This is a genomic window from Tardiphaga sp. 20_F10_N6_6 (genome assembly GCF_052076045.1).
In the GTDB taxonomy this organism is placed as follows: Bacteria; Pseudomonadota; Alphaproteobacteria; order Rhizobiales; family Xanthobacteraceae; genus Tardiphaga; species Tardiphaga robiniae.
Map to the genome: position 1 here is coordinate 1,699,166 of NZ_CP197239.1, position 18,339 is coordinate 1,717,504.

Annotated in this window: 30 protein-coding genes; 26 read left to right on the top strand and 4 right to left on the bottom strand. The window is 60.4% G+C overall.

Going from position 1 to position 18,339, the window contains the following annotated elements; translation table 11 throughout:
• Window positions 1-4: 4 nt before the first annotated feature.
• The 4 genes from AB7813_RS08195 to AB7813_RS08210 all read right to left on the bottom strand — a co-directional run bounded on the left by AB7813_RS08195 (window position 5) and on the right by AB7813_RS08210 (window position 2,863).
• Window positions 5-985 (bottom strand): AAA family ATPase, encoded by a 981-nt coding sequence (locus AB7813_RS08195; RefSeq protein WP_441227976.1) that lies wholly within the window; start codon window positions 983-985, stop codon window positions 5-7.
• A gap of 7 nt (window positions 986-992) precedes the next feature.
• Complete coding sequence (locus tag AB7813_RS08200; protein WP_441227977.1) at window positions 993-1,118, bottom strand: hypothetical protein; 126 nt, start codon at window positions 1,116-1,118, stop codon at window positions 993-995.
• Window positions 1,115-2,347: a PD-(D/E)XK nuclease-like domain-containing protein gene (locus AB7813_RS08205; RefSeq protein WP_441227978.1), complete on the bottom strand. Its 1,233-nt coding sequence runs from the start codon at window positions 2,345-2,347 to the stop codon at window positions 1,115-1,117. Before AB7813_RS08205 ends, AB7813_RS08200 begins: the two co-directional genes overlap by 4 nt.
• 117 nt (window positions 2,348-2,464) lie before the next feature.
• Window positions 2,465-2,863: a helix-turn-helix domain-containing protein gene (locus tag AB7813_RS08210; RefSeq protein ID WP_441227979.1), complete on the bottom strand. Its 399-nt coding sequence runs from the start codon at window positions 2,861-2,863 to the stop codon at window positions 2,465-2,467.
• A 60-nt stretch (window positions 2,864-2,923) separates the two neighbouring features.
• Here AB7813_RS08210 and AB7813_RS08215 point away from each other — a divergent pair, with 60 nt between their 5' ends.
• From AB7813_RS08215 to AB7813_RS08340, 26 genes are all read left to right on the top strand, one after another.
• On the top strand, window positions 2,924-4,339 hold the full coding sequence (locus tag AB7813_RS08215) for a DEAD/DEAH box helicase (protein ID WP_441227980.1): 1,416 nt from the start codon (window positions 2,924-2,926) through the stop codon (window positions 4,337-4,339).
• Between the two features lie 100 nt (window positions 4,340-4,439).
• A complete protein-coding gene (locus AB7813_RS08220) occupies window positions 4,440-4,601 on the top strand; it encodes a hypothetical protein (RefSeq protein WP_441227981.1) in 162 nt (53 codons plus the stop codon).
• A gap of 217 nt (window positions 4,602-4,818) precedes the next feature.
• Complete coding sequence (locus AB7813_RS08225) at window positions 4,819-5,067, top strand: hypothetical protein (protein ID WP_441227982.1); 249 nt, start codon at window positions 4,819-4,821, stop codon at window positions 5,065-5,067.
• 137 nt (window positions 5,068-5,204) lie between these two features.
• On the top strand, window positions 5,205-5,405 hold the full coding sequence (locus AB7813_RS08230) for a hypothetical protein (protein WP_441227983.1): 201 nt from the start codon (window positions 5,205-5,207) through the stop codon (window positions 5,403-5,405).
• Window positions 5,402-6,337 (top strand): ParB/RepB/Spo0J family partition protein, encoded by a 936-nt coding sequence (locus AB7813_RS08235; protein WP_441227984.1) that lies wholly within the window; start codon window positions 5,402-5,404, stop codon window positions 6,335-6,337. Before AB7813_RS08230 ends, AB7813_RS08235 begins: the two co-directional genes overlap by 4 nt.
• Window positions 6,334-6,726: a hypothetical protein gene (locus AB7813_RS08240; RefSeq protein ID WP_441227985.1), complete on the top strand. Its 393-nt coding sequence runs from the start codon at window positions 6,334-6,336 to the stop codon at window positions 6,724-6,726. Before AB7813_RS08235 ends, AB7813_RS08240 begins: the two co-directional genes overlap by 4 nt.
• On the top strand, window positions 6,723-7,151 hold the full coding sequence (locus AB7813_RS08245) for a hypothetical protein (RefSeq protein ID WP_441227986.1): 429 nt from the start codon (window positions 6,723-6,725) through the stop codon (window positions 7,149-7,151). The genes AB7813_RS08240 and AB7813_RS08245 overlap by 4 nt, the downstream gene beginning before the upstream one ends.
• Before the next feature lies 1 nt (window position 7,152).
• Window positions 7,153-7,491: a hypothetical protein gene (locus AB7813_RS08250; protein WP_441227987.1), complete on the top strand. Its 339-nt coding sequence runs from the start codon at window positions 7,153-7,155 to the stop codon at window positions 7,489-7,491.
• Window positions 7,488-7,685, top strand: a complete 198-nt coding sequence (locus tag AB7813_RS08255) for a hypothetical protein (RefSeq protein ID WP_441227988.1) — start codon at window positions 7,488-7,490, stop codon at window positions 7,683-7,685. The genes AB7813_RS08250 and AB7813_RS08255 overlap by 4 nt, the downstream gene beginning before the upstream one ends.
• 25 nt (window positions 7,686-7,710) lie before the next feature.
• Window positions 7,711-8,718 (top strand): hypothetical protein, encoded by a 1,008-nt coding sequence (locus tag AB7813_RS08260; protein WP_441227989.1) that lies wholly within the window; start codon window positions 7,711-7,713, stop codon window positions 8,716-8,718.
• Window positions 8,715-9,035, top strand: coding sequence for an NrdR family transcriptional regulator (locus AB7813_RS08265; protein ID WP_441227990.1), 321 nt, complete (start codon window positions 8,715-8,717; stop codon window positions 9,033-9,035). Before AB7813_RS08260 ends, AB7813_RS08265 begins: the two co-directional genes overlap by 4 nt.
• A gap of 102 nt (window positions 9,036-9,137) precedes the next feature.
• The gene (locus AB7813_RS08270) at window positions 9,138-9,335 is read left to right on the top strand and encodes a hypothetical protein (RefSeq protein WP_441227991.1); all 198 of its coding nucleotides are present in this window, start codon (window positions 9,138-9,140) and stop codon (window positions 9,333-9,335) included.
• On the top strand, window positions 9,313-9,546 hold the full coding sequence (locus AB7813_RS08275) for a DUF7696 family protein (RefSeq protein WP_441227992.1): 234 nt from the start codon (window positions 9,313-9,315) through the stop codon (window positions 9,544-9,546). The genes AB7813_RS08270 and AB7813_RS08275 overlap by 23 nt, the downstream gene beginning before the upstream one ends.
• Complete coding sequence (locus AB7813_RS08280) at window positions 9,521-11,869, top strand: VapE domain-containing protein (protein ID WP_441227993.1); 2,349 nt, start codon at window positions 9,521-9,523, stop codon at window positions 11,867-11,869. The genes AB7813_RS08275 and AB7813_RS08280 overlap by 26 nt, the downstream gene beginning before the upstream one ends.
• Window positions 11,870-11,980: 111 nt before the next feature.
• Window positions 11,981-12,127, top strand: a complete 147-nt coding sequence (locus tag AB7813_RS08285; protein WP_441227994.1) for a hypothetical protein — start codon at window positions 11,981-11,983, stop codon at window positions 12,125-12,127.
• Between the two features lie 64 nt (window positions 12,128-12,191).
• A complete protein-coding gene (locus tag AB7813_RS08290) occupies window positions 12,192-12,986 on the top strand; it encodes a pentapeptide repeat-containing protein (protein WP_441227995.1) in 795 nt (264 codons plus the stop codon).
• A gap of 69 nt (window positions 12,987-13,055) precedes the next feature.
• Complete coding sequence (locus AB7813_RS08295) at window positions 13,056-13,394, top strand: hypothetical protein (protein WP_441227996.1); 339 nt, start codon at window positions 13,056-13,058, stop codon at window positions 13,392-13,394.
• Between the two features lie 57 nt (window positions 13,395-13,451).
• Window positions 13,452-14,201, top strand: coding sequence for a hypothetical protein (locus AB7813_RS08300; RefSeq protein WP_441227997.1), 750 nt, complete (start codon window positions 13,452-13,454; stop codon window positions 14,199-14,201).
• A gap of 2 nt (window positions 14,202-14,203) precedes the next feature.
• Window positions 14,204-14,380: a hypothetical protein gene (locus AB7813_RS08305; RefSeq protein ID WP_441227998.1), complete on the top strand. Its 177-nt coding sequence runs from the start codon at window positions 14,204-14,206 to the stop codon at window positions 14,378-14,380.
• Window positions 14,381-14,443: 63 nt separating this feature from the next.
• The gene (locus AB7813_RS08310) at window positions 14,444-15,190 is read left to right on the top strand and encodes a phage tail protein (protein WP_441227999.1); all 747 of its coding nucleotides are present in this window, start codon (window positions 14,444-14,446) and stop codon (window positions 15,188-15,190) included.
• 677 nt (window positions 15,191-15,867) lie between these two features.
• Window positions 15,868-16,314 carry a hypothetical protein gene (locus AB7813_RS08315; protein ID WP_441228000.1) on the top strand — a complete coding sequence of 149 codons (447 nt, stop codon included), beginning with the start codon at window positions 15,868-15,870 and terminating at the stop codon, window positions 16,312-16,314.
• Entirely contained in the window at window positions 16,311-16,637 is a 327-nt protein-coding gene (locus AB7813_RS08320; protein WP_441228001.1) for a hypothetical protein, read from the top strand. Before AB7813_RS08315 ends, AB7813_RS08320 begins: the two co-directional genes overlap by 4 nt.
• On the top strand, window positions 16,634-16,939 hold the full coding sequence (locus tag AB7813_RS08325) for a hypothetical protein (protein WP_441228002.1): 306 nt from the start codon (window positions 16,634-16,636) through the stop codon (window positions 16,937-16,939). The genes AB7813_RS08320 and AB7813_RS08325 overlap by 4 nt, the downstream gene beginning before the upstream one ends.
• On the top strand, window positions 16,939-17,433 hold the full coding sequence (locus AB7813_RS08330) for a hypothetical protein (RefSeq protein ID WP_441228003.1): 495 nt from the start codon (window positions 16,939-16,941) through the stop codon (window positions 17,431-17,433). Before AB7813_RS08325 ends, AB7813_RS08330 begins: the two co-directional genes overlap by 1 nt.
• Complete coding sequence (locus AB7813_RS08335; protein ID WP_441228004.1) at window positions 17,433-17,654, top strand: hypothetical protein; 222 nt, start codon at window positions 17,433-17,435, stop codon at window positions 17,652-17,654. The genes AB7813_RS08330 and AB7813_RS08335 overlap by 1 nt, the downstream gene beginning before the upstream one ends.
• A gap of 4 nt (window positions 17,655-17,658) precedes the next feature.
• Entirely contained in the window at window positions 17,659-18,207 is a 549-nt protein-coding gene (locus AB7813_RS08340; RefSeq protein ID WP_441228005.1) for a DUF2514 family protein, read from the top strand.
• Window positions 18,208-18,339: the final 132 nt, after the last annotated feature.

The following is an 18,339-nucleotide window of genomic DNA, read 5'->3' on the forward strand; positions in this document are numbered from 1 at the left end:
CTTTCTATGCGGCTTCTGTGTTGGCGGCATCGCCAAGCACTTCCTTATTCAAGTCCGCCAGTTCTTCGCCGCCGGGTTGCGCTTGCGTGCGCTGACGGTCGAAGGCTTCGGCGGCAGACTTGATTTCGTCAGGGATGATACCGCCCAGCGCTTCGCGCACATCGGCGGGCACCTTGCCCCATTGTTTGTTCAGCGCGGCCACGCCCTGTTCAGCGATGGAACGCAGCGTGTTGCGCGCATTCTCCACCTTCGGATCAAGCGACGCGGCACCATCCACCCAGGCCCGCAGCTGCAAGCCATGTTTGGCCGTCAGGTAGCCTTCGGCAATGCCGCCGTTCTCCCCGAAGATCGGCACCAAGTCTTGCGGGCACTTCATGACTTCGCGCTGTTTGCCGCCGTCCCACATCATCATGCTGGCGGTCATTTCGAACATGAATTCTTCGTGCTGCACGGGCGTGATGCCGAGCGTGCGCGGGTTCTTCGGGTCTTTCCAGTCCGTCTTGTTCGACGCGCGGATGCACACGATGATGTGCATATCGGATTGGAGCATCATATTCATGAAGCGTTTGTGTTCGGGCTTTCCTTTCTTCCAGCCGGTGATGGGCTTCTCGTAGCCATCCACGATGGACAGAACGCCGCCCAGGCCGTTCCATTCGTGCGACACGCTATCAATCACCAGAACTTCCACACCGGCCGCCTGGAATTCCAGAATGGCGTCGATGTAGCGCTGGGGCGAAAACGGCGCGTCCAGATCCCCGATAAGGAACGGATGCACTTTCTTGTCCTTGCCCACCAGGATATCGGCGTAGAGCGACCCGCGCCGGTTTTCCGTATCGAGCAATCCGACCTTATTGGCGTCGCCCTTGGCGAGGCCCCAGGCCAATTGCAGCGCGCTGTAAGTCTTGCCGCTACCGCTGACACCAGCGATGCCGATAACAAGCCGTGCGCCCGCGCGTTCGGCCTTGCGAATATTCAAAACGCCCATTGTTAGTTCACCCGAAAAAGTAACAGTACATGAGGAACGCCGCAAGCGCGGCGGGAATGAGCATCAGGCCGGCGAACAGCAGCGCGAAGCCGCCAGCCATCAGTCCGATGCCAAATTTCAGCAGCGCCATCATGCTGCGTTGTCCAGCAGCGCTTGGTTTTTGGTGAAGTTCCAGGCCGGGACCGTGATGGGCTGGATTTTGTCGCCGTATCCGGGCCAGTTGTCGTTCGCCACACAAGCGGCGTAGGTGTCCAGATCGCGCCGATAAAGAGCTCGGCCTAGATCAACGCTGGATTGACCTGGGATGATGTTTCCTTCGTCGTCGCGCGTTTCCGTGTCGAGCATGTACACGGCGACAGCATGAGGCGCTTTCTTTTCGACGGCCAGGAAAACAAACGCCTTCACTTCCGGCGGCACGTCGGCGGGGAATGCCGCATCAGCGTTGCCCGCTTCCACCTGGCGGCGCATTTCGTTGATGCCGTCCAGGTACATCGGATGCTGGATGTGATAGCGCCAATCCGCGATGGACCGCGCGAAGCCTTCCGCGCTCGCGTCGTCCGTCGTCTTTACGTCCACCACGATGCCGCGCGGGATAATCCACCAATCCGGCCGGCAGCGGCACAGCACGCCGGTTTTCGGGTCCACCCAATATACGCTGCGTTCAGCGACGCCGCCGGCCATGGTCATCAAGTTGCTGGCGGCAGGGTGCGCCATGACAGCGGCGCGCATGCGGTGCAGCTGGTCCCATGCCTCCTGTTCCAGCACGATGCGGTGGCCGTTGTTCGTAAGCCATTGCGCCTTTACTTCGGACCACAGCGTGAATTCGCGGCCGGCGTCGCGCAGAGTTTGCGCGAGTTCTGCGATTGTGCCGCCGGTGGATAGCAGGCCGGTACGGCTGGCGTTCAGATGGCCAATGTACTCTTTCAGTTCGGTGGCTTTCATCGCGGCCAAATCGCCCGATGTTTTGCGGGAAACGGCTTCGTTGGCTTCCGCGTCGAGGATACGCGCCACCAATTCATCCTTGCTTCCGCTGGTGGACAGCTTCGGTAGGCGCGTGGCGTTCAGTTCGTTGACCATCGCCACCAACGCATCGCGCCCGTCGATGGCATCGGGCACATCCGACTGACGCAGGCCCAGGCAGTATTCGCGCGAGAACACTTCGGGTTCGAGCAACAGGCAATGAAATGCCGTGCCGATAATTTGCGCTGGCGTCGGTTCGCGGGGTTCGTTGTCGTTCGCGGCATCCACTACGGCTTTGTAGTGCATCGGACTGCGCGCGATGAGATCGAGGCCGGACTTAGAAATGCCTGGCCCGCCGTGGTACTGCGCGTTGCTGATGTTTTCGTACACGCCTGGTTTCATGGCTTCCTCACGTTATCAAGAAACTCAATTGTACATCGTCAATGACCCAGCGTTACGAAGAGTGAGCTAAGATGATGCGCTCTTACAACAAATCACTGCCGCGATGATGTGATGCTATTACGCGCTTTTCTTTGCAACGCGTGGCATGGCCATTTTGGCCAACCTGGTTGCGGACCTGTTGATAATTTCTCTGTTGGACTCCCACAGATTTGGTATGACCTCGCGCATGTATTCGTCTGTGAACGTCACACGCCCTTCGCCATCAACATCGAACAGCCCCGCGCGCTTAAATCCCTTTAGCTTTCGCGTTACTGTTGAACGCGGGATGCCGGTATACTCTGCAAGGTTCGCGGCTTTCATCGGCCTGCCTTCAGCGTGCCCGATATACACCGCGCAGCACAGCAGCGCGTCGTCAGCACGCACCCCGAATGCTCCATCGTGAAACATAGCGGAAGAGATTTGCTGCATTAAAAACAACAGCAGCTTGGCAATCTCGATCCCATTTTCTTTTCGCATCGCTAAACTCTCCCTTGATTGGTCTAAACTGTTTTCCTTTTGCTACGGCGACCTATTCCGATGACGATTGTTTTGCGCGATTACCAGCACGACATGGTGGCGCGCGCGCGCAGCCTGTTGCGGCGCGCTCGCCGTGTCTTGATGCAAGCGCCGACGGGTGCCGGGAAAACCGCGCTCGCGTCGTTCATGATTGGCGGGGCAGCACAACGCGGACAGCTTGCATATTTCATCTGTCACCGTTCTGAGTTGATTACTCAGACCAGCCGCACGTTTTCGAAGTACGGGATTCAGCATTCATTTATCGCGGCCGGCATGCCTTACGACGCGCGGCAGCGCGTGCAGATTTGCAGCATCGACACGCTGAAGGTTCGCAAACACGTCGTTCCAGAACCGAACCTTGCCGTGTGGGATGAATGCCACCACATCGCCGCAGCTGGCTGGCTTGCCGTTATGGAAGGATGGAAACGCGCGTACCACATCGGCTTATCAGCGACGCCGCAGCGCACTGACGGTGCCGGCCTTGATGCGATGTTTGACGAAATGATTATAGGGCCGTCCGTCGCATGGCTGATCGAACACGGCCACCTGGCCCGCTACACCGCGTTCATTCCCGAAGGCGGAATGAATGTTGCGGGAGTCGGCAAGCGCATGGGCGATTTCATCGCTAAAGACGTGGAAGCGAAGGTGAATCGTCCAAAGCTGGTGGGCGACATCATCAAGCATTGGCGCAAACACGCTGGTGGGCGTCGCACGATAGCGTTCGCGCCATCGCTGGATTTCAGCATGTATATGGTCAGCGAATTTCAGGCAGCAAGCATTCGCGCCGAACACCTGGACGGGAACACGCCGAAGGATGAGCGCCGTAATATCATCAGCGCATATGCGGATGGCCAGATTGATGTGCTATGGAACCGTTACCTTTTTGGTGAAGGTTTCGACCTGGCGGCCATCGCGCAGCGTGACATCACGATTGATTGCGTGATTGATGCCGCGCCCACCATGGCGCTGAACATGGCTATGCAGCGATGGGGCCGCGCAATGCGTGGCGAACATGCCGTGATCCTGGACCACGCGGGCAACATGCTGCGCCACGGCTTCCCGGACGATGAACGCGAATGGAGCTTGCAAGGACGCGAGAAATCGGGCGCTGGTGGCGCGAACGATGGCCCGCCCCCCCCTATCATCTGCGAAGGCTGTTTCAACGCCATACGCCGCCCTGCGCCGCCCCTGTGCCACCATTGCAACAAGCCACTGCGCGCCGAAGTGAAGCCCATCGAAGTGGGCGAAGGCGAATTGATCGCGGCCAACGACAACGACAAAGCCGCCGTGCGCGCGAAGCTGAAAGAGGAAGAACGCGCATGCCGCACCGCGAGCGATTGGATAGCGCTGGAAAAGCGACGCGGGCACAAGCACGGCTGGGGCCTTCGACGCTACAACACGGACCCGCGCAGGATATACGGCAAGCTATCGGCCTAATGCGTCGATAGCGAAATTCAATCGTCGAAAGACTTTACGAACGTATAATTTCGTCATGGGTTTCCGGGCCTGTCGGTTACAGGCGGCACCAGGGGAAGATGTGAAACGAGACACAGAACCTTACGGCGATCACATGATGCCGGAAATGCTGGGGCCGCTGCCCGACGACTTGGACAGCCTACCGCCGGCCTGGCGCAAATTCACCATCGGCGTTGTGCTGGTGATTACCGTGGGGCTGTTCATCCTGGCGCTGATGCCGTGACGCGCGCCGAATGGTTCACGCGTCAATGCGGCGGCTCATGGCGCACAGCGCGCTACGGACACCGATGTAATCGAGTGAATCATTACGGCCTGCGATGCATGGCGGACATCGCACCAGGAACAAGGTATTTCGACACCAACCAGCACAATCCGACTAGCCGCAGCAAATGGGCCACCATCAGGCTTTGCGGGGCGTGCGCTGATACTTACATCTGACTATGAAAATCGACCCCAGCCTGTACATCCCGACGAAGCAACGCCGCGACGCTTCGCAACGCAATCCGCAGGTGCCACCCGTGCGCAGTCCGCGCATCCCGACTGTTAACCCCGTGCCGCAACCAAAAACCATGGGCGGTTTGGAATTCGGCGCTCGCCCCGAACCCATCTTCAGCCGCCGCGACCTGGCCGTGCTGGGCATCCTTGGCGTTATCGTCGTCGCGCTTTCGGTTGTCGCTGCATTCGCCTGACCATGGCGCGCTATCACTGCCGGTGCCGTCACTGCGAAACACGCAAGGTACTGCCCGTTCATCCCGATGCAATGGCACGTCAACCGAAGTGCCCGAAGCAATCATGCGGCGCGCGCGACTGGCGCACAGACGCATGGATGAACAAACGCAACACGGGCCACGGCGGCATGCGATGCGACTGCGCCGGCTATCACTTCCCGCACCGCATCGGTTCAAAGTTCTGTTGGTATCGGGCAGACGGTTATCAGCGATTACCTGGTGATGTTGACTTCAACGACCGACACATGACGGATGACGAAATCGCGGCAGCTGCCGCATCAATGAGGAAACAGCAATGACCGCAGCAACATCGTTTAAACAGCTGTACCAGGATGGCGACATCAAGAAGAAAGACATTTTCCGCATGCCGTATTCGCTGCTGAAAGTGCAGCCGGGTTTCAACCCGCGCGACCTGAGCAAGCCGGAAACGCAAGCGAAAATCCAGGGCATCAAGGAATCCATCAAGGCCGGCGCGTTCATCCCGCCGCTGCTGGTGCGCGTCGTGGACGGCCACGGCGTCATCACGGACGGCGAATGCCGCTTCACTGCCTACGGCCTGGCGATTGCCGAAGGCTGCGAAATCGAAATGGTGGACGTGCAGCCCGACACTGGCAACGACGCCGACCGCGTGGCCACCGCCATCACGACCAGCCAGGGCGAGGCGCTGACGCCGTTGGAAACCGCGCTGGCGTATAAGCGCCTGGCTGCGTTCAATTGGGAGCCGGACCAGATCGCGGCGCGCGTTGGCAAGACCCGCACGCATGTGGACGGCCTGCTGATCCTGGGCAACGCGAACAACGATGTTCACCAGCTGGTGCGCGAAGGCGTGGTGGCCGCGCATGTCGCCATCGACGTGGTGCGAAAGCATGGCGAGAATGCCGGCCAGGTGCTGCGCGGTGAAGCGGACAAGGCGAAGGCCGCCGGCAAAAAGAAAGTCACGGCCGGCACCATCAAGGGCGCCAAGCTGCCCCAGCAAGTCGTCCAGGGCATTGTCGAAGAACTGGACGTGTTCATGGGCGCGCTGCCCGCCCAGGCGCGCGAACGCCTGGCAGGCATCGAAGACGCCGTGAAACGCGGGCAGCTGCCCGAAGGCCAGGAAGTCAGCGTGCCCGCGTCGGCGTTGCTGTCGCTGATGTCTGAATTTTCCAACGTAACCGCAGCGCGCGAGAAATCCGAACAGCGCATGCGCGACCGCGCAGCGAAGGCGGCGCAGCAGGAAATCGCGGCATGAGCAAAGAACACGCCCTGCAAAACACCATCCGCAACGCGCTGGCGGGCGAATGCCTGCTGTTTCGCGCGAATGTGGGCACCGGGTGGACGGGCGAAGTTCACCGCCTGCCTAATGGTGACGTGCTGATTAAGAACCCGCGCCCGTTCACCACGGGCCTGCCGCCTGGCTTCGGTGACACGTTCGGCCTGGCCGCACGTATCATCACGGCCGACGACGTGGGCACGAAGCTGGGCGTTTACATCGCTGGCGAAATCAAAGCCGGCGCGCGAGTGACGGACAAGCAAGCGGCCTATCTGCGGGCCATCAACGACAACGGCGGCGCGGCAGACGTATGGCGCTCCGTTGATGATGCCGTGGCGACAATCGCCAGGGCTAAAGGAAAGGTATGAACTATCAGAATGAAATTTCTAAAAACGCTGTTCAGGCGACCATAGCGACTTCCACAAACACAGTTGTGCGCGTCTGCCACGGGCTGGCAAATCAGGCGGGGTGGTGGGACGCAAAGAACGGCCAGGACGTGCGCGACTGGCCGGAAGAAATGCTGAAGCTGTGGGTAGGCACCAAGCTGGCGTTGGTGCACTCCGAAGTCAGCGAGGGGCTGGAAGGCTATCGCAAGGGACTGAAGGATGACCATCTGCCCCACCGCGACATGCTGGAAGTCGAACTGGCGGACGCGGTGATACGCATATTCGACCTGGCGGGCGGCCTGGATATGGACCTGGGCGGGGCCATCGCTGAAAAGCTGGCCTACAACGCCCAACGCGCGGACCACAAGCCGGAAATCCGCGCGCTGACTGGCGGGAAGGCGTTCTAACATGAACGTCCGCGATTTCATCCGCGAGCGTGAGAAAATCGCGCGCCGCTTCCCTGACCAATCCAAGCGCAACGCGGCCATGCGTCGCCTGGTGCGCGAGGCCGGCGCCACCGTCATCATCATGGAAAACAAGGTGACGGGCTGGCGCCTGGCAGATGGGAAAATTGTTTGCGTGAAGTACCGGCACAAGGACCAGGCCGGCGCTGATGCGGAAGTGGTGCGCGCCGCAGATTCGAACTGGAATAATCACCGCGTGCCGGTGCGTTCGTATCAGTGCCCGTACTGTTTCGGCTGGCATCTGACCAGCCAGGCGGCGCAGTTCGAAAAGGTGGCCGCTTGAAACGTGCGCTGCACTGGCTTGGCGTGGTGGCTTCGGCCGCCCCGCTGGCCGCATACATTTGGTTCTGGCACGCCGCTATCGCGCATCGTGACACCTGGGAAGCACATCGGCATTGCGTGGTGGCTGAACGCAAGCAGCAATGGCCCAGGCTTGAACGTCGTGTGTGTGATGGTGGCGTGGAATTTTGGCGTTGAGCGCGTGAGCGCAAAAGGAAAGGAAATGACGAACGACGAATTGAAGAACAGCCCGTGGTATCTGTGGCTTGAACGCCGGTACGGTGAATCTGTCGCGCTGCGAATTGTGCGCGAGACATTGGAACACGCCCGCCTGCCTGCCGCCAGCGAGGCCGGGGCGGTGCCGCTGACCGTCTGGTATGGGTCCATGCCGGAATCCAACGGCAAGAGCAACTGGACGGCGGTCCTACACCGCGCATGCGACCCCGTATTCGAAGGCCCGCATGTCACCATCGAGCGTTCGGAATACCCCGACCGTGTGCGACACCTGATCGGCGAGCTTTCATGCACGCCCGACATTTTGGCCTACGACGCTGAGAAGCAAACTTCACATTCCGAGGGGGATGCGGGGGGAAACGTTGTTCAGCCAGAAATCCGAGCCGTCCTTGCGATGCTGGACGTGCCCGTTGTCGCGCGCATTAACAGCCATAGCGGCGAACTGCTCAAGCCCGGTCAGGAACCATCGAGATTCGAATCCGCCGTTGCCCTTGTCCGGGAATCCGATCATAGGTGTGCTTGCGAACAGATCATGGCCGCGCTCGCCGCCACAACCGTCCCGCATTCCTTGACGGTCGCGCAGGGCGATGAGCGGGAGGCGTTTGAGAAAGCCGCAGTTGCTGCCGGCAAGCACCCGGCCATGGTAGCTTGGAAAATGGCCGACGGAAGCTATGCCGACGATGGACTCAAATTTGGGTGGATCATATGGCAACGCGCCGCCCTATCTCGCCAGCCTTCCTCCCCGGCGAGCGCGGAAGCAGCCGACGCCGCACGCTGGCGCCATATCCGCCGCAAGCTTTGCCTGACGGGCAACGGCGATGGCACTTGCTCTATGCACGCGATCAACCTTCCGGCAGCCATAAGCGGATGGCCCGAACCTGGCGACATAGAGTCGTTCTGCGATGCGGCCGTCGACGCCGCCCGCGCCGCCCTTTCCGCCGCCAAGCCGGAGCAAACCGAAGCCGCACCAGGCTGGCAATCGAAGGCGCCGCGATGAACTGCACCGGATGCAATGGCGACACCCAGGTGATTGATTCACGCCCGCGCGCCACGTTCATCAAGCGGCGGCGCAAGTGCATGGTGTGCGGGTTCACGTTCAACACCTGGGAAACGACGCACGAACCCGCCGACGCCGTGGCGGATGCACGAATGCCGCGTGTGCGCAAGCCGAAGCCTGCGCGCGTTGCGCTTACGCCACATCGCAACATAGATCCCCCGTCGCGTGTGTCCGTCATAGACGAATCAAAGCGACGCCAGGATGCGCGGCAGCGCGTCGAAGACATGCTGGAAGCAAAAACACTTTCGGATTGGTGAAGCACGATGATGCGCCGTTACCACAAAGTACCGGCGCATCGTTTTTCAAATGTATAACCGCACGCTACAATGTGCGCGTAACTACTCACAAAACGAAACACGATGAATAAGCGCACGAAACGACTTCACGCATTGATACGCGCCCACGCGCTTACATCGCAGATGGTGGCCGACATGCTGGACCGCGCCAAGGCCACCGTTGACATGTGGCGCGTTGGCACGCCGCGCACGATCCCCGCGCACATGCTGCAACTGTTGGAAATGAAGCTGGCGGGCGATGGCAATCGTAACGTTGCTTGACGGCACGCTGGTGGATTGCGCCAGCGAGGAACACAGGCACGAATGTGAAGCCCGCGCCATCCTGGCGATGCAAGGATTAAAGACGCGGCGGGACTTCCTCGCGCTGGTAGAAAAGAAACGCGGCGAACCCGAACGGCTACGCCTTGAAAAAACGATGATGGCGCTATGGCGCAAGCGCAAAAACGATGCACAAAACAAATCAGCAGCATGACGACCTGACCGAAGGCACGATTTCTTCGGCCCTGGGGTACATCGACGCCAACCTGCCCCGCCGCGAATGGGCACGCATTGCAATGGCGCTGAAGGCGGAGCTAGGCGAGGATGGTTTCCGCCTTTTCGATGATTGGAGCAAGGGCGGCGATACCTACAGCGCGAAGTCCGCGCGCGACACCTGGAAGTCAATCAAGCCGTCCGGCGGCGTGAACGTCGGCACGCTGATTTACCAGGCGCAGCAAGGCGGGTTCAAGTTTGACGAAGAAACCGAACGCCCCAGGCTGACGCAGGCCGACATCGACGCACGCAAGGCGAAACGCGAACAGGAAGCGCGCCAGGCCGCCGCCGAACTGAAGGCCCGCCACGGCGAGGCCGCGCGCCAGGCAAACATCGTGTGGAATGAGGCGCTGGACGCCGACGACAGCCACCCGTACCTGGTGGCCAAGGGCATCAGCGGCTACCGCCTGCGCATCGGACGCTGGCCGCTGATGAATGCAGCTGGCGAAGTGTTCCGGCACATCGACGGCGCGTTGCTGATTCCCATCGTGAACGCCAAGGGCAAAATCGTGAGCCTGCAAGGCATCATGACGGACGACCACGGCGAAATGGACAAGCGCTATTTCAAAAACGGCCAGAAGCAAGGCGGACTCTACATCATCGGCACGCCCGCACCTGGCCAGCCCGTGGCGCTGTGCGAGGGATACGCAACCGGCGCCACCATACACCGCCTGACGGGCTGGTGCGTCGTCGTCGCGTTTGACGAAGGCAACATGGGCGCCATTGCGGCCACGGTGCGCGAGTTATTCCCAGGGTACGAATACATCGTGGCGGCCGATAACGACGCCTGGACGAAACGCCATGACGGCACGCCATATAACCCCGGCGTGGAAGCTGCGCAGGAAGTCGGACGCGAGATTAACGCCCGCGTCATCGTGCCGACGTTCGCGGACACGACCACGAAGCCCACCGACTTCAACGACTTGGCCAACCTGGAAGGCGACGAAGCGGCACAGGCGCAATTGTTCGCGCATATCGTGCGCGTGCCCGTGCCGGCCAACGACAACGAACCGAAGGGCCGCCACATCGATACGCACAAGCCGCTGCCGGACCTATCGATGGGTAAGGACGCCAAGCCGCTGGCCACCATCGAAAACCTGGGCGAAGTGTGCAACCGCCTGGGCATAGTAGTGCGCTACAACGTCATCAGCAAAGAGGAAGAATTGCTGATCCCAAACCACGCATTCACCATCGACAACGCCGGTAACGCCAGCCTGGCGTGGTTGATTTCCTGGTGTTCGCGTTTCCGAATGCCCGTGGGGAACATCGGTGATTTCGTCACCTACCTGGCGGACCAGAACCTGTACAACCCCGTCGCGCAGTGGATTACCAGCAAGCCGTGGGATGGCGTGCCGCGCGTTCAGGCGCTGTGCGACACGCTAACGCCGTTCGAAGATAGGAAACTGCCCGATGGCCGCCGGCTGCGCGATGTCCTGGTGCGCCGTTGGCTGATATCCGCCGTGGCCGCCGCGTTCCAGCCCGATGGCGTCAGCGCGCACGGCATCCTGACGCTGCAAGGCGAACAGTACCTGGGCAAAACTGTATGGTTTAAACGTCTTGTGCCTGAACACATGGGCGTCATCCAGGACGGCATGCTGCTGAACCCCCAGGACCGCGACAGCGTGAAACAGGTTTGCAGTTTCTGGATGGTGGAATTGGGCGAGTTGGACGCGACGTTTCGCAAGTCCGACATTGCCGCGCTGAAAGCGTTCATCACTCGTAAGTCCGACGTGTTGCGCCGCGCCTACGCAAAGAAAGAATCCAAGTTCGCGCGCCGTACTGTGTTCTTCGGAAGCGTGAACCCGCGCGGGTATCTGCACGACCCTACCGGAAACCGGCGGTACTGGACGATTTCGTGCAAGCACATCGACCATGAAGCGCAGAAGTCCATCGACATGCAACAGATGTGGGCGGAAGTTTACGCAATCTGGCAAAAGGGCGAAGGGTTCTATTTGACGCCGGAAGAAATGGCGGCGCTGAACGACCACAACGAAGAATTCCAGGTGGCTGACCCCATCGAAGAACGCCTGCAAACACGTTTGCAATGGGATGCCGACACCAGCACATGGGGCTGGTGCACGTCCACCGAGGCGCTGATATCCGTGGGCATGGACAGGCCGACGCAAGGCGATGCAACGAAAGCCGCTATTTTCATACGTAAACTAAACGGCGGTGTAAGCAAACGAATAAAGGGAAAGAATTTGTTATTCGTTCCGCCGAAGCCGAAGGGCAAAAGCGGCTGGGATGATGACGCGCCGTATTAGGGAACAGCTATCGACGCGATAGCTAAATACAATCGGTCACGGCGCGCGTGTGTGACTATACGTATGTATAATTCAGTCATCAACAACGCAGCACGAACCGGAGCAACGAACATGACTTTCCAAGCCAACGGAAAAACCTGGAAGACCGATGCCGACACGTTGGCGCTGATGAATGAGTACCGCGCAGCGGGTAATACGGAGATGGTTGCCGCCGTCTTTGAAATCGGCAAGTCGTTCGGCCGCATCGTCGCCGCCTAACAACCCCGCCCCGGTTCGCCGGGGCAGCATCAACGCAACGCGCCACGGCGCACAAAGGAAAGGTATGAAATTCGATATCAAGCACCGCTACACGGATGCGGTTCTTTTCTCTGCTGATATTCCTGATGACATCCCCAGCGGGTTGCAGGCACGCGCCACGCTGGAAAAGGCGACGGCCGCCCGCGCGGACCTGGTCGGCGCGGACCTGGTCGGCGCGAACCTGGTCGGCGCGAACCTGGTCGGCGCGAACCTGGCCCGCGCGAACCTGGTCGGCGCGGACCTGGCCCGCGCGTACCTGGGCGGCGCGAACCTGGGCGGCGCGAACCTGGGCGGCGCGAACCTGGGCGGCGCGAACCTGGGCGGCGCGGACCTGGGCGGCGCGAACCTGGGCGGCGCGGACCTGGCCCGCGCGTACCTGGGCGGCGCGGACCTGGTCGGCGCGTACCTGGTCGGCGCGAACCTGGGCCGCGCGAACCTGGTCGGCGCGGACCTGGGCGGCGCGGACCTGGGCGGCGCGGACCTGGCCCGCGCGAACCTGGGCCGCGCGAACCTGGTCGGCGCGGACCTGGGCGGCGCGGACCTGGTCGGCGCGGACCTGGTCGGCGCGTTCGGCAATCTGCGCGAAGTGAAATCACTTCAATGCGAAACCTATCCCGTGACGTACACAGCAACGCACATGCAGATTGGTTGCCAACTGCACGAAATCGCGCGCTGGTGGGAATTCAGCGATGAACAGATTTCGCGGATGGCTTCCGCCGCGCTGGCGTGGTGGGCAAAGTGGAAACCTATTCTGATGCAGATAATCGAAATTTCGCCTGCTATTCCTGGCGCGGCTTCGAGCGAGCAGAAACCCGCCTAACAGCCCCGGCCATAGCCTAGCGTGCTGGGCTATGACAGGAGCTGTTCCTGATACTCACAAGGAAGAATAATGCAACGTCCGAATATCGCTGTGCGCCTTCGCAATGCCCTGATGGGCGCTGTTGCTGTGCCCGCGCTGGCCGCCGCAGCTGCCGCGCAGAAACTGAATGAACCCCAGGGCACAAAAGCCCAATTCATCACGAAGCGCACGAACCGCCGCTGGGGCCGCAGTGTTCAGGTGCACCAGGCGCGCAAGGAAGAGTTCAACAAGCACATGGACGATACGATGTTCCGCCCGAAGCACACCAGCGTGGCGCGCAAGGCCAGCGTTGGCACGCTGACGCTGCCGGGTGGCCGCCGTGGTTTGCAGACGCGCATGGTCGGCAGCGTGCTGACCATCACGCGCTGAACAGGACAGCAAGACACCACGCCGGCCGGACGCCGGCAATTCGAGATAGGAAAGGAAATGAGCGAAACGAAATTTGTTGTTGGGCAGAAGTGGAAGCGCCGTGATGGTGTTGTGGTGACGGTTGAGGAAATCAGCGACGAAGTGGAAAGCTGCGTAGCCATGTACGCCAGCTATAATTTCTACTGCGCCAACGGCATGTACTACAGCACCGGGACGGAAGACGACCGCGACCTGGTGGAGTTGGTGGAGGACGTGCCCCAGCCCGTCACCATCGAAGAACACACGCACACCGCGCCCGTGACGCAGCAGGACACCAGCGCGGCGGATGCTGTGGCGCGGCAGCAGGATAATGAAACGGGCGCGAAGACGGCGCCCCAGGCGGATGCGGATGGGTGGATCGCGCACAATGGCGTCGGATGCCCTGTGTCTGGCGATACCATCGTGACCGTTCGCCACCATGACGGCGAGGAATACACGTTGCACGCCAATCAACAATCGTGGACGCACGACAGCCCGGCTGTGGGCGGCGACATCGTGGCCTATCGGATCCACAAGCCCAGTGCCGAAGCCATCGCGGACGGGATGCTGGCGGATGCTGTGGGCCTGGCGCAGCCGGGGGAAACGGGCATCGTTTGCAGTATTGAAGCCATCGACATGTCCAGCATTCGGCGTGAACAGTTCGTGGATGCGTTGATACTTCAGATGGCACCCGCGCTTGCTGAAAGTCATGGCGCTTACGAAATCGAAAATCTGCTGGAACGCCTGGTGGCCAAGCGCGACGAACTGCTGGCCCCGAAGGCCGAATAACCATGCACGCCGCCGTCTACACGCTGTTCGCTGGCGCCGCTGTATGGGTGCTGGTGTTCGGCGTGTTGATGGCGCGGGCCTATCGCGCCAGCGCGGTGACGCAACGGCGCAAGACTGACCGAGGCGCGGCGGCATCCGCGCTGGGAACTGATCACCCGCAACTAATCGATAGTCGCTAACTATCGAAGATCAATTGTAACAACGCGACACCATCAGCAAGCGCCATGCCGGCATAGTTCGGCATGGCGTTTTTTGTTGCGCCGACGCAACGGGCTGAGGCCCGTCCGATTACATTCGATCCCCCCCCCCACAAAATGGCAATCGTTCTTGATCTATGGGCCGACCTGTCCGGCGCAGTGCTGCCCTATGCTGGCGAGAATGCACCCGAAGGCTGGCTGATGTGCTTCGGGCAGGAAGTCAGCCGCGATACTTACAGCAACCTGTTTGCCGCCATCGGCGTGACGCATGGTGCTGGCGATGGCGAGACTACGTTCGTTCTTCCAGATGGCCGTGGCCGCGTCATCGCAGGCGTGGATGACATGGGCGGCGTTGCTGCCACACGATTAACGCAGGCCGCCGTAGGGTTCGATGCGACGCTGCTAGGCGCGGCTGGTGGCGGGCAAACGCAAACGCTGACCACCGCCCACATGCCAACGCACAATCACAACCTGAGCGATCCTGGCCACGGGCACGGCGTCAATGATCCGACCCACGCGCACGGCGTCGCAGACCCTGGCCACACACACGGGCACAACGCGCTGGTGCAAGGCCAGACATCAACCACGGGCGGCGGCTCTTTCGGGATTTCATCCGGCGTAGGCGCTGCCACTATCAGCGCAGCAGGCACCGGCATTGGAATTTACGGCGCTTACACGGGCATCACCGTGGCCGGCGCAGGAACCGGAATCACTATACAAGATGCTGGTGGAGGCGCGCCGCATTCGATCATGCAACCCACGTTGATGCTGAATCACATCATCAAAATCTGATGCACTTCGCACCAGGTGGTGACGGCCCGCGATGTTGCGAGGCGTTGCCGCCGGGTGCACCCGTCCTGAAATTCACTTAAGGCTACACCCAAGGGTACACCAAAACTTTTTCTTAGAAATCAAGCACCTATCCTTATTAGGTGTACCCTGTGTACCTAGTGTATGTTGTATATAAGGAAACGGGTAAATTAAGAGGGGATGAAAAAGCGCGAGGCTTATATAGGAAGTGGGGTCCACCCCAAAAAAGGTGCACCCGGCATGCTTTCCTTTTCAAATCATGTAGTTACGTAAAAAAACGCGGGGTGCACCCCATTAAAGGTGCACCCCGCGTTCGTTTCAACGTTGTTTGTTTACGACACTCGCCACACGCGGTAACCGCCTTCGACGGTTCGAACTGCAAACTTCCAGCCCGCACACTCGCGCTTTCCTTCGTACCAGCTGACAGACGAACGCAGGCGCGATGCGTTCGTTTCATCTGCCGGCGCGAAGAATGAGTCACCAACACCCATCTGCATAAATGGATACTTCGGCGCGTTACGTGGCGCAGGCATTGGTATGTCTTTTTCAATTTGCATGTTGAGAACACATATAGAGGATGGAGCGCGCATAGTAGCACAGTTACTTGCATTCGGACACTAATGTACAATTGCCACGGTTGACACGCCGGGGGCGATTACATGCGATTACCTAAGAGCGTGCAGGAAATAGCCGAAGTTATCGGGCGTGATCGGGCGTTATTTCTTGTCGGGAAGTTGCCGCGCTTCGAAACATCCAGGGGCGAACAAGTCCTGTTGTATGTGCCGCACGAACGGCGGATGAAGCCCGACCATCAGCTGGTGCGCATCCTTGGATGGAATGATGCGGTGAAGATGTGCCGCGCATTCGGCGGCGAGATACTGAAGCCAGGCAACTGCCAGGGCATCTATCAGCAGTTCAGGAAAGCGGAGATTCGGCGGCGTGTTGCTGCTGGTGAGTCCGTGAAGACGTTGGCGGAAATATTCGCAGTAACCGACCGACATGTGCGCGCGCTGGCAAAGGAAATCCCCCCGGAGGATTTGCGGGCCGCGAATGACAACAATGATACCAACCTAACACCCGCTTACATGGCTCGCCGGATACAATGACCTGGCTACAACTGCACGAATTTCTTAACAGCCTGAAATGGGCCTTTGCGGGGTGTGTCGGCGCCATGATCGTTTCGCGCTTTCATCGGGACGAATTACAGAGCAAAGCGGACTACTTTGTGTTCGTCGCATCGGGCGCGGCCATCGCGCACTTTCTCACTGCTGGCGTTGTCGAGTGGCTGACGTTCGGCCCCAACAGCGCGGGCGCTATCGGTTTTCTGCTGGGCGCGTTCGGCGGCTCGCTTATGCAGGCCGTTGGCCGCAGCATCAAGAATGCGGACCTGTGGGAATTGATCCGCCGTCGCTTCGGGGGTGATCGTTGAGCGCAACCCTGGCAACCTGGAACGTGCTGGCCTGCTGCGCGATATTCGCCTGGGCCACGTTCTGCGCCCTGCACCCGAAGGTGCGCGACGGCATCGTGGGCAAGGTGATTTTCTCACTGGCCGCGATGTCGGCGCTTTCCGTGCTGCTTGGCACGGTGCACGGGCAAGACACCCTGCAATCCGAAATCACGCTGAATGTGTCCGTGGGCCTGGTGGGCCTGCGGCACATCGTGATGAAAACCGTATGGCCGAAGCTTGCCAACGCCGTGCGGTGCAAAGTCCACAACGAAAGGCCCTATTGATGGAATTGAAAGACGTATTGGCCAACGCCGTAAACCCGGCGCTGGCATTGCTGCCTGATGCCATGAACAGCGCGAAAGCGCGCGTGATGCTGTTGGCCATTGGCTTGCAGGAATCGGCATTCCGCGAGCGCGTGCAGGTTGGCGGCCCGGCGCATGGGTTCTGGCAGTTCGAGAAAGCAGGCGGCGTTCGTGGCGTGATGAACTATCGCACCACGAATGGCATCGCGTCCGACATCTGCGCCTTGCACCATGTGCCGTTCAACGAAGATGCCGTGTATGCGGCTATCGTCAATGAAGACGTGCTGGCCGCTGCCTTCGCACGGCTGAACCTGTGGACCGATCCCAAGCCGCTGCCGAAGATTGGCGATGCACAGGCCGCCTGGGATTTGTACCTGCGCGTGTGGCGGCCTGGTAAGCCGCATCCGGCCGCCTGGGCGAAGCTGTACGACCAGGCAGCATTCGCGGTGATGCGCGACGTTCAGGAAGCTGCGTGATGTGGCAGACGCTTGGCACCATCGCAATGGGACTGTCCGTTATCGCGGCCTGGGTGCTGGGCGCCTACATCGCGCTGTGCGTGCTGGTGGGCTGGGCGATTGACGTTACCCAAACCATCCGCATGCGCCTGGTGGGCCGCCAGCTGGTGAAAGACGCCATGGCGGCCTATCGCGCGCAACACCCCGACAAGTTCAACAGCAAAACGTGGTTTTGGGATTGATGCTATGGCCGTCGCGCTCGCGTTCCTGAAGAAAGCCTGGCCGTACCTGCTGGCCGTGGCTGTGGTGTTCGGCGCGCTGTACGGCGCGTATCACCACGGCGTCACGGTGACGACGGCGCAGTACGAACGCACGCTGGCGGACGAACGAACGGCCAACGCCCAGGCGCTGGCCCAGGCGCATGCTGATGCGCGCACCATCGAACAGGATGCAGCACAGAGGCAGGCCCAGGTTGAAACCCAGCTGATACAGAGGAACAAAGATGCACAGGATATTGCTGACCGCACCATTGCTGATTTGCGCGCTGGCACTTTGCAGCTGCGCAAGTCGCTTACCGCAGGAACCTGCTCCGTTGCGAGTGTGTCCGGTGTTGCCGCCAGCACCGCCGAACGTGATGCAGTCTGTAACGGAGGATTTCAACTTGTCGATGCGGCAATTCTTGTCCGGTTCGCCGCCCGCGCCCAGCAGGTAGCGGAGAGGCTGAAGGCTGCCCAGGCAGTCATTGCCGACGACAGGAAAATTTGCGGGCAGATGACCGACGATGGTCGAAGATAGCACCACGATGACGGAAGTGTGGTGCGGACGCCACACCGATGGGTCCTTCCCAGGGCCGCCGCCTCACGGGGGCAAGGGTCCCGCGCCTTTCCATATCTGCGTGCATTTTGTTTCGAAAATTGATGATTAGGG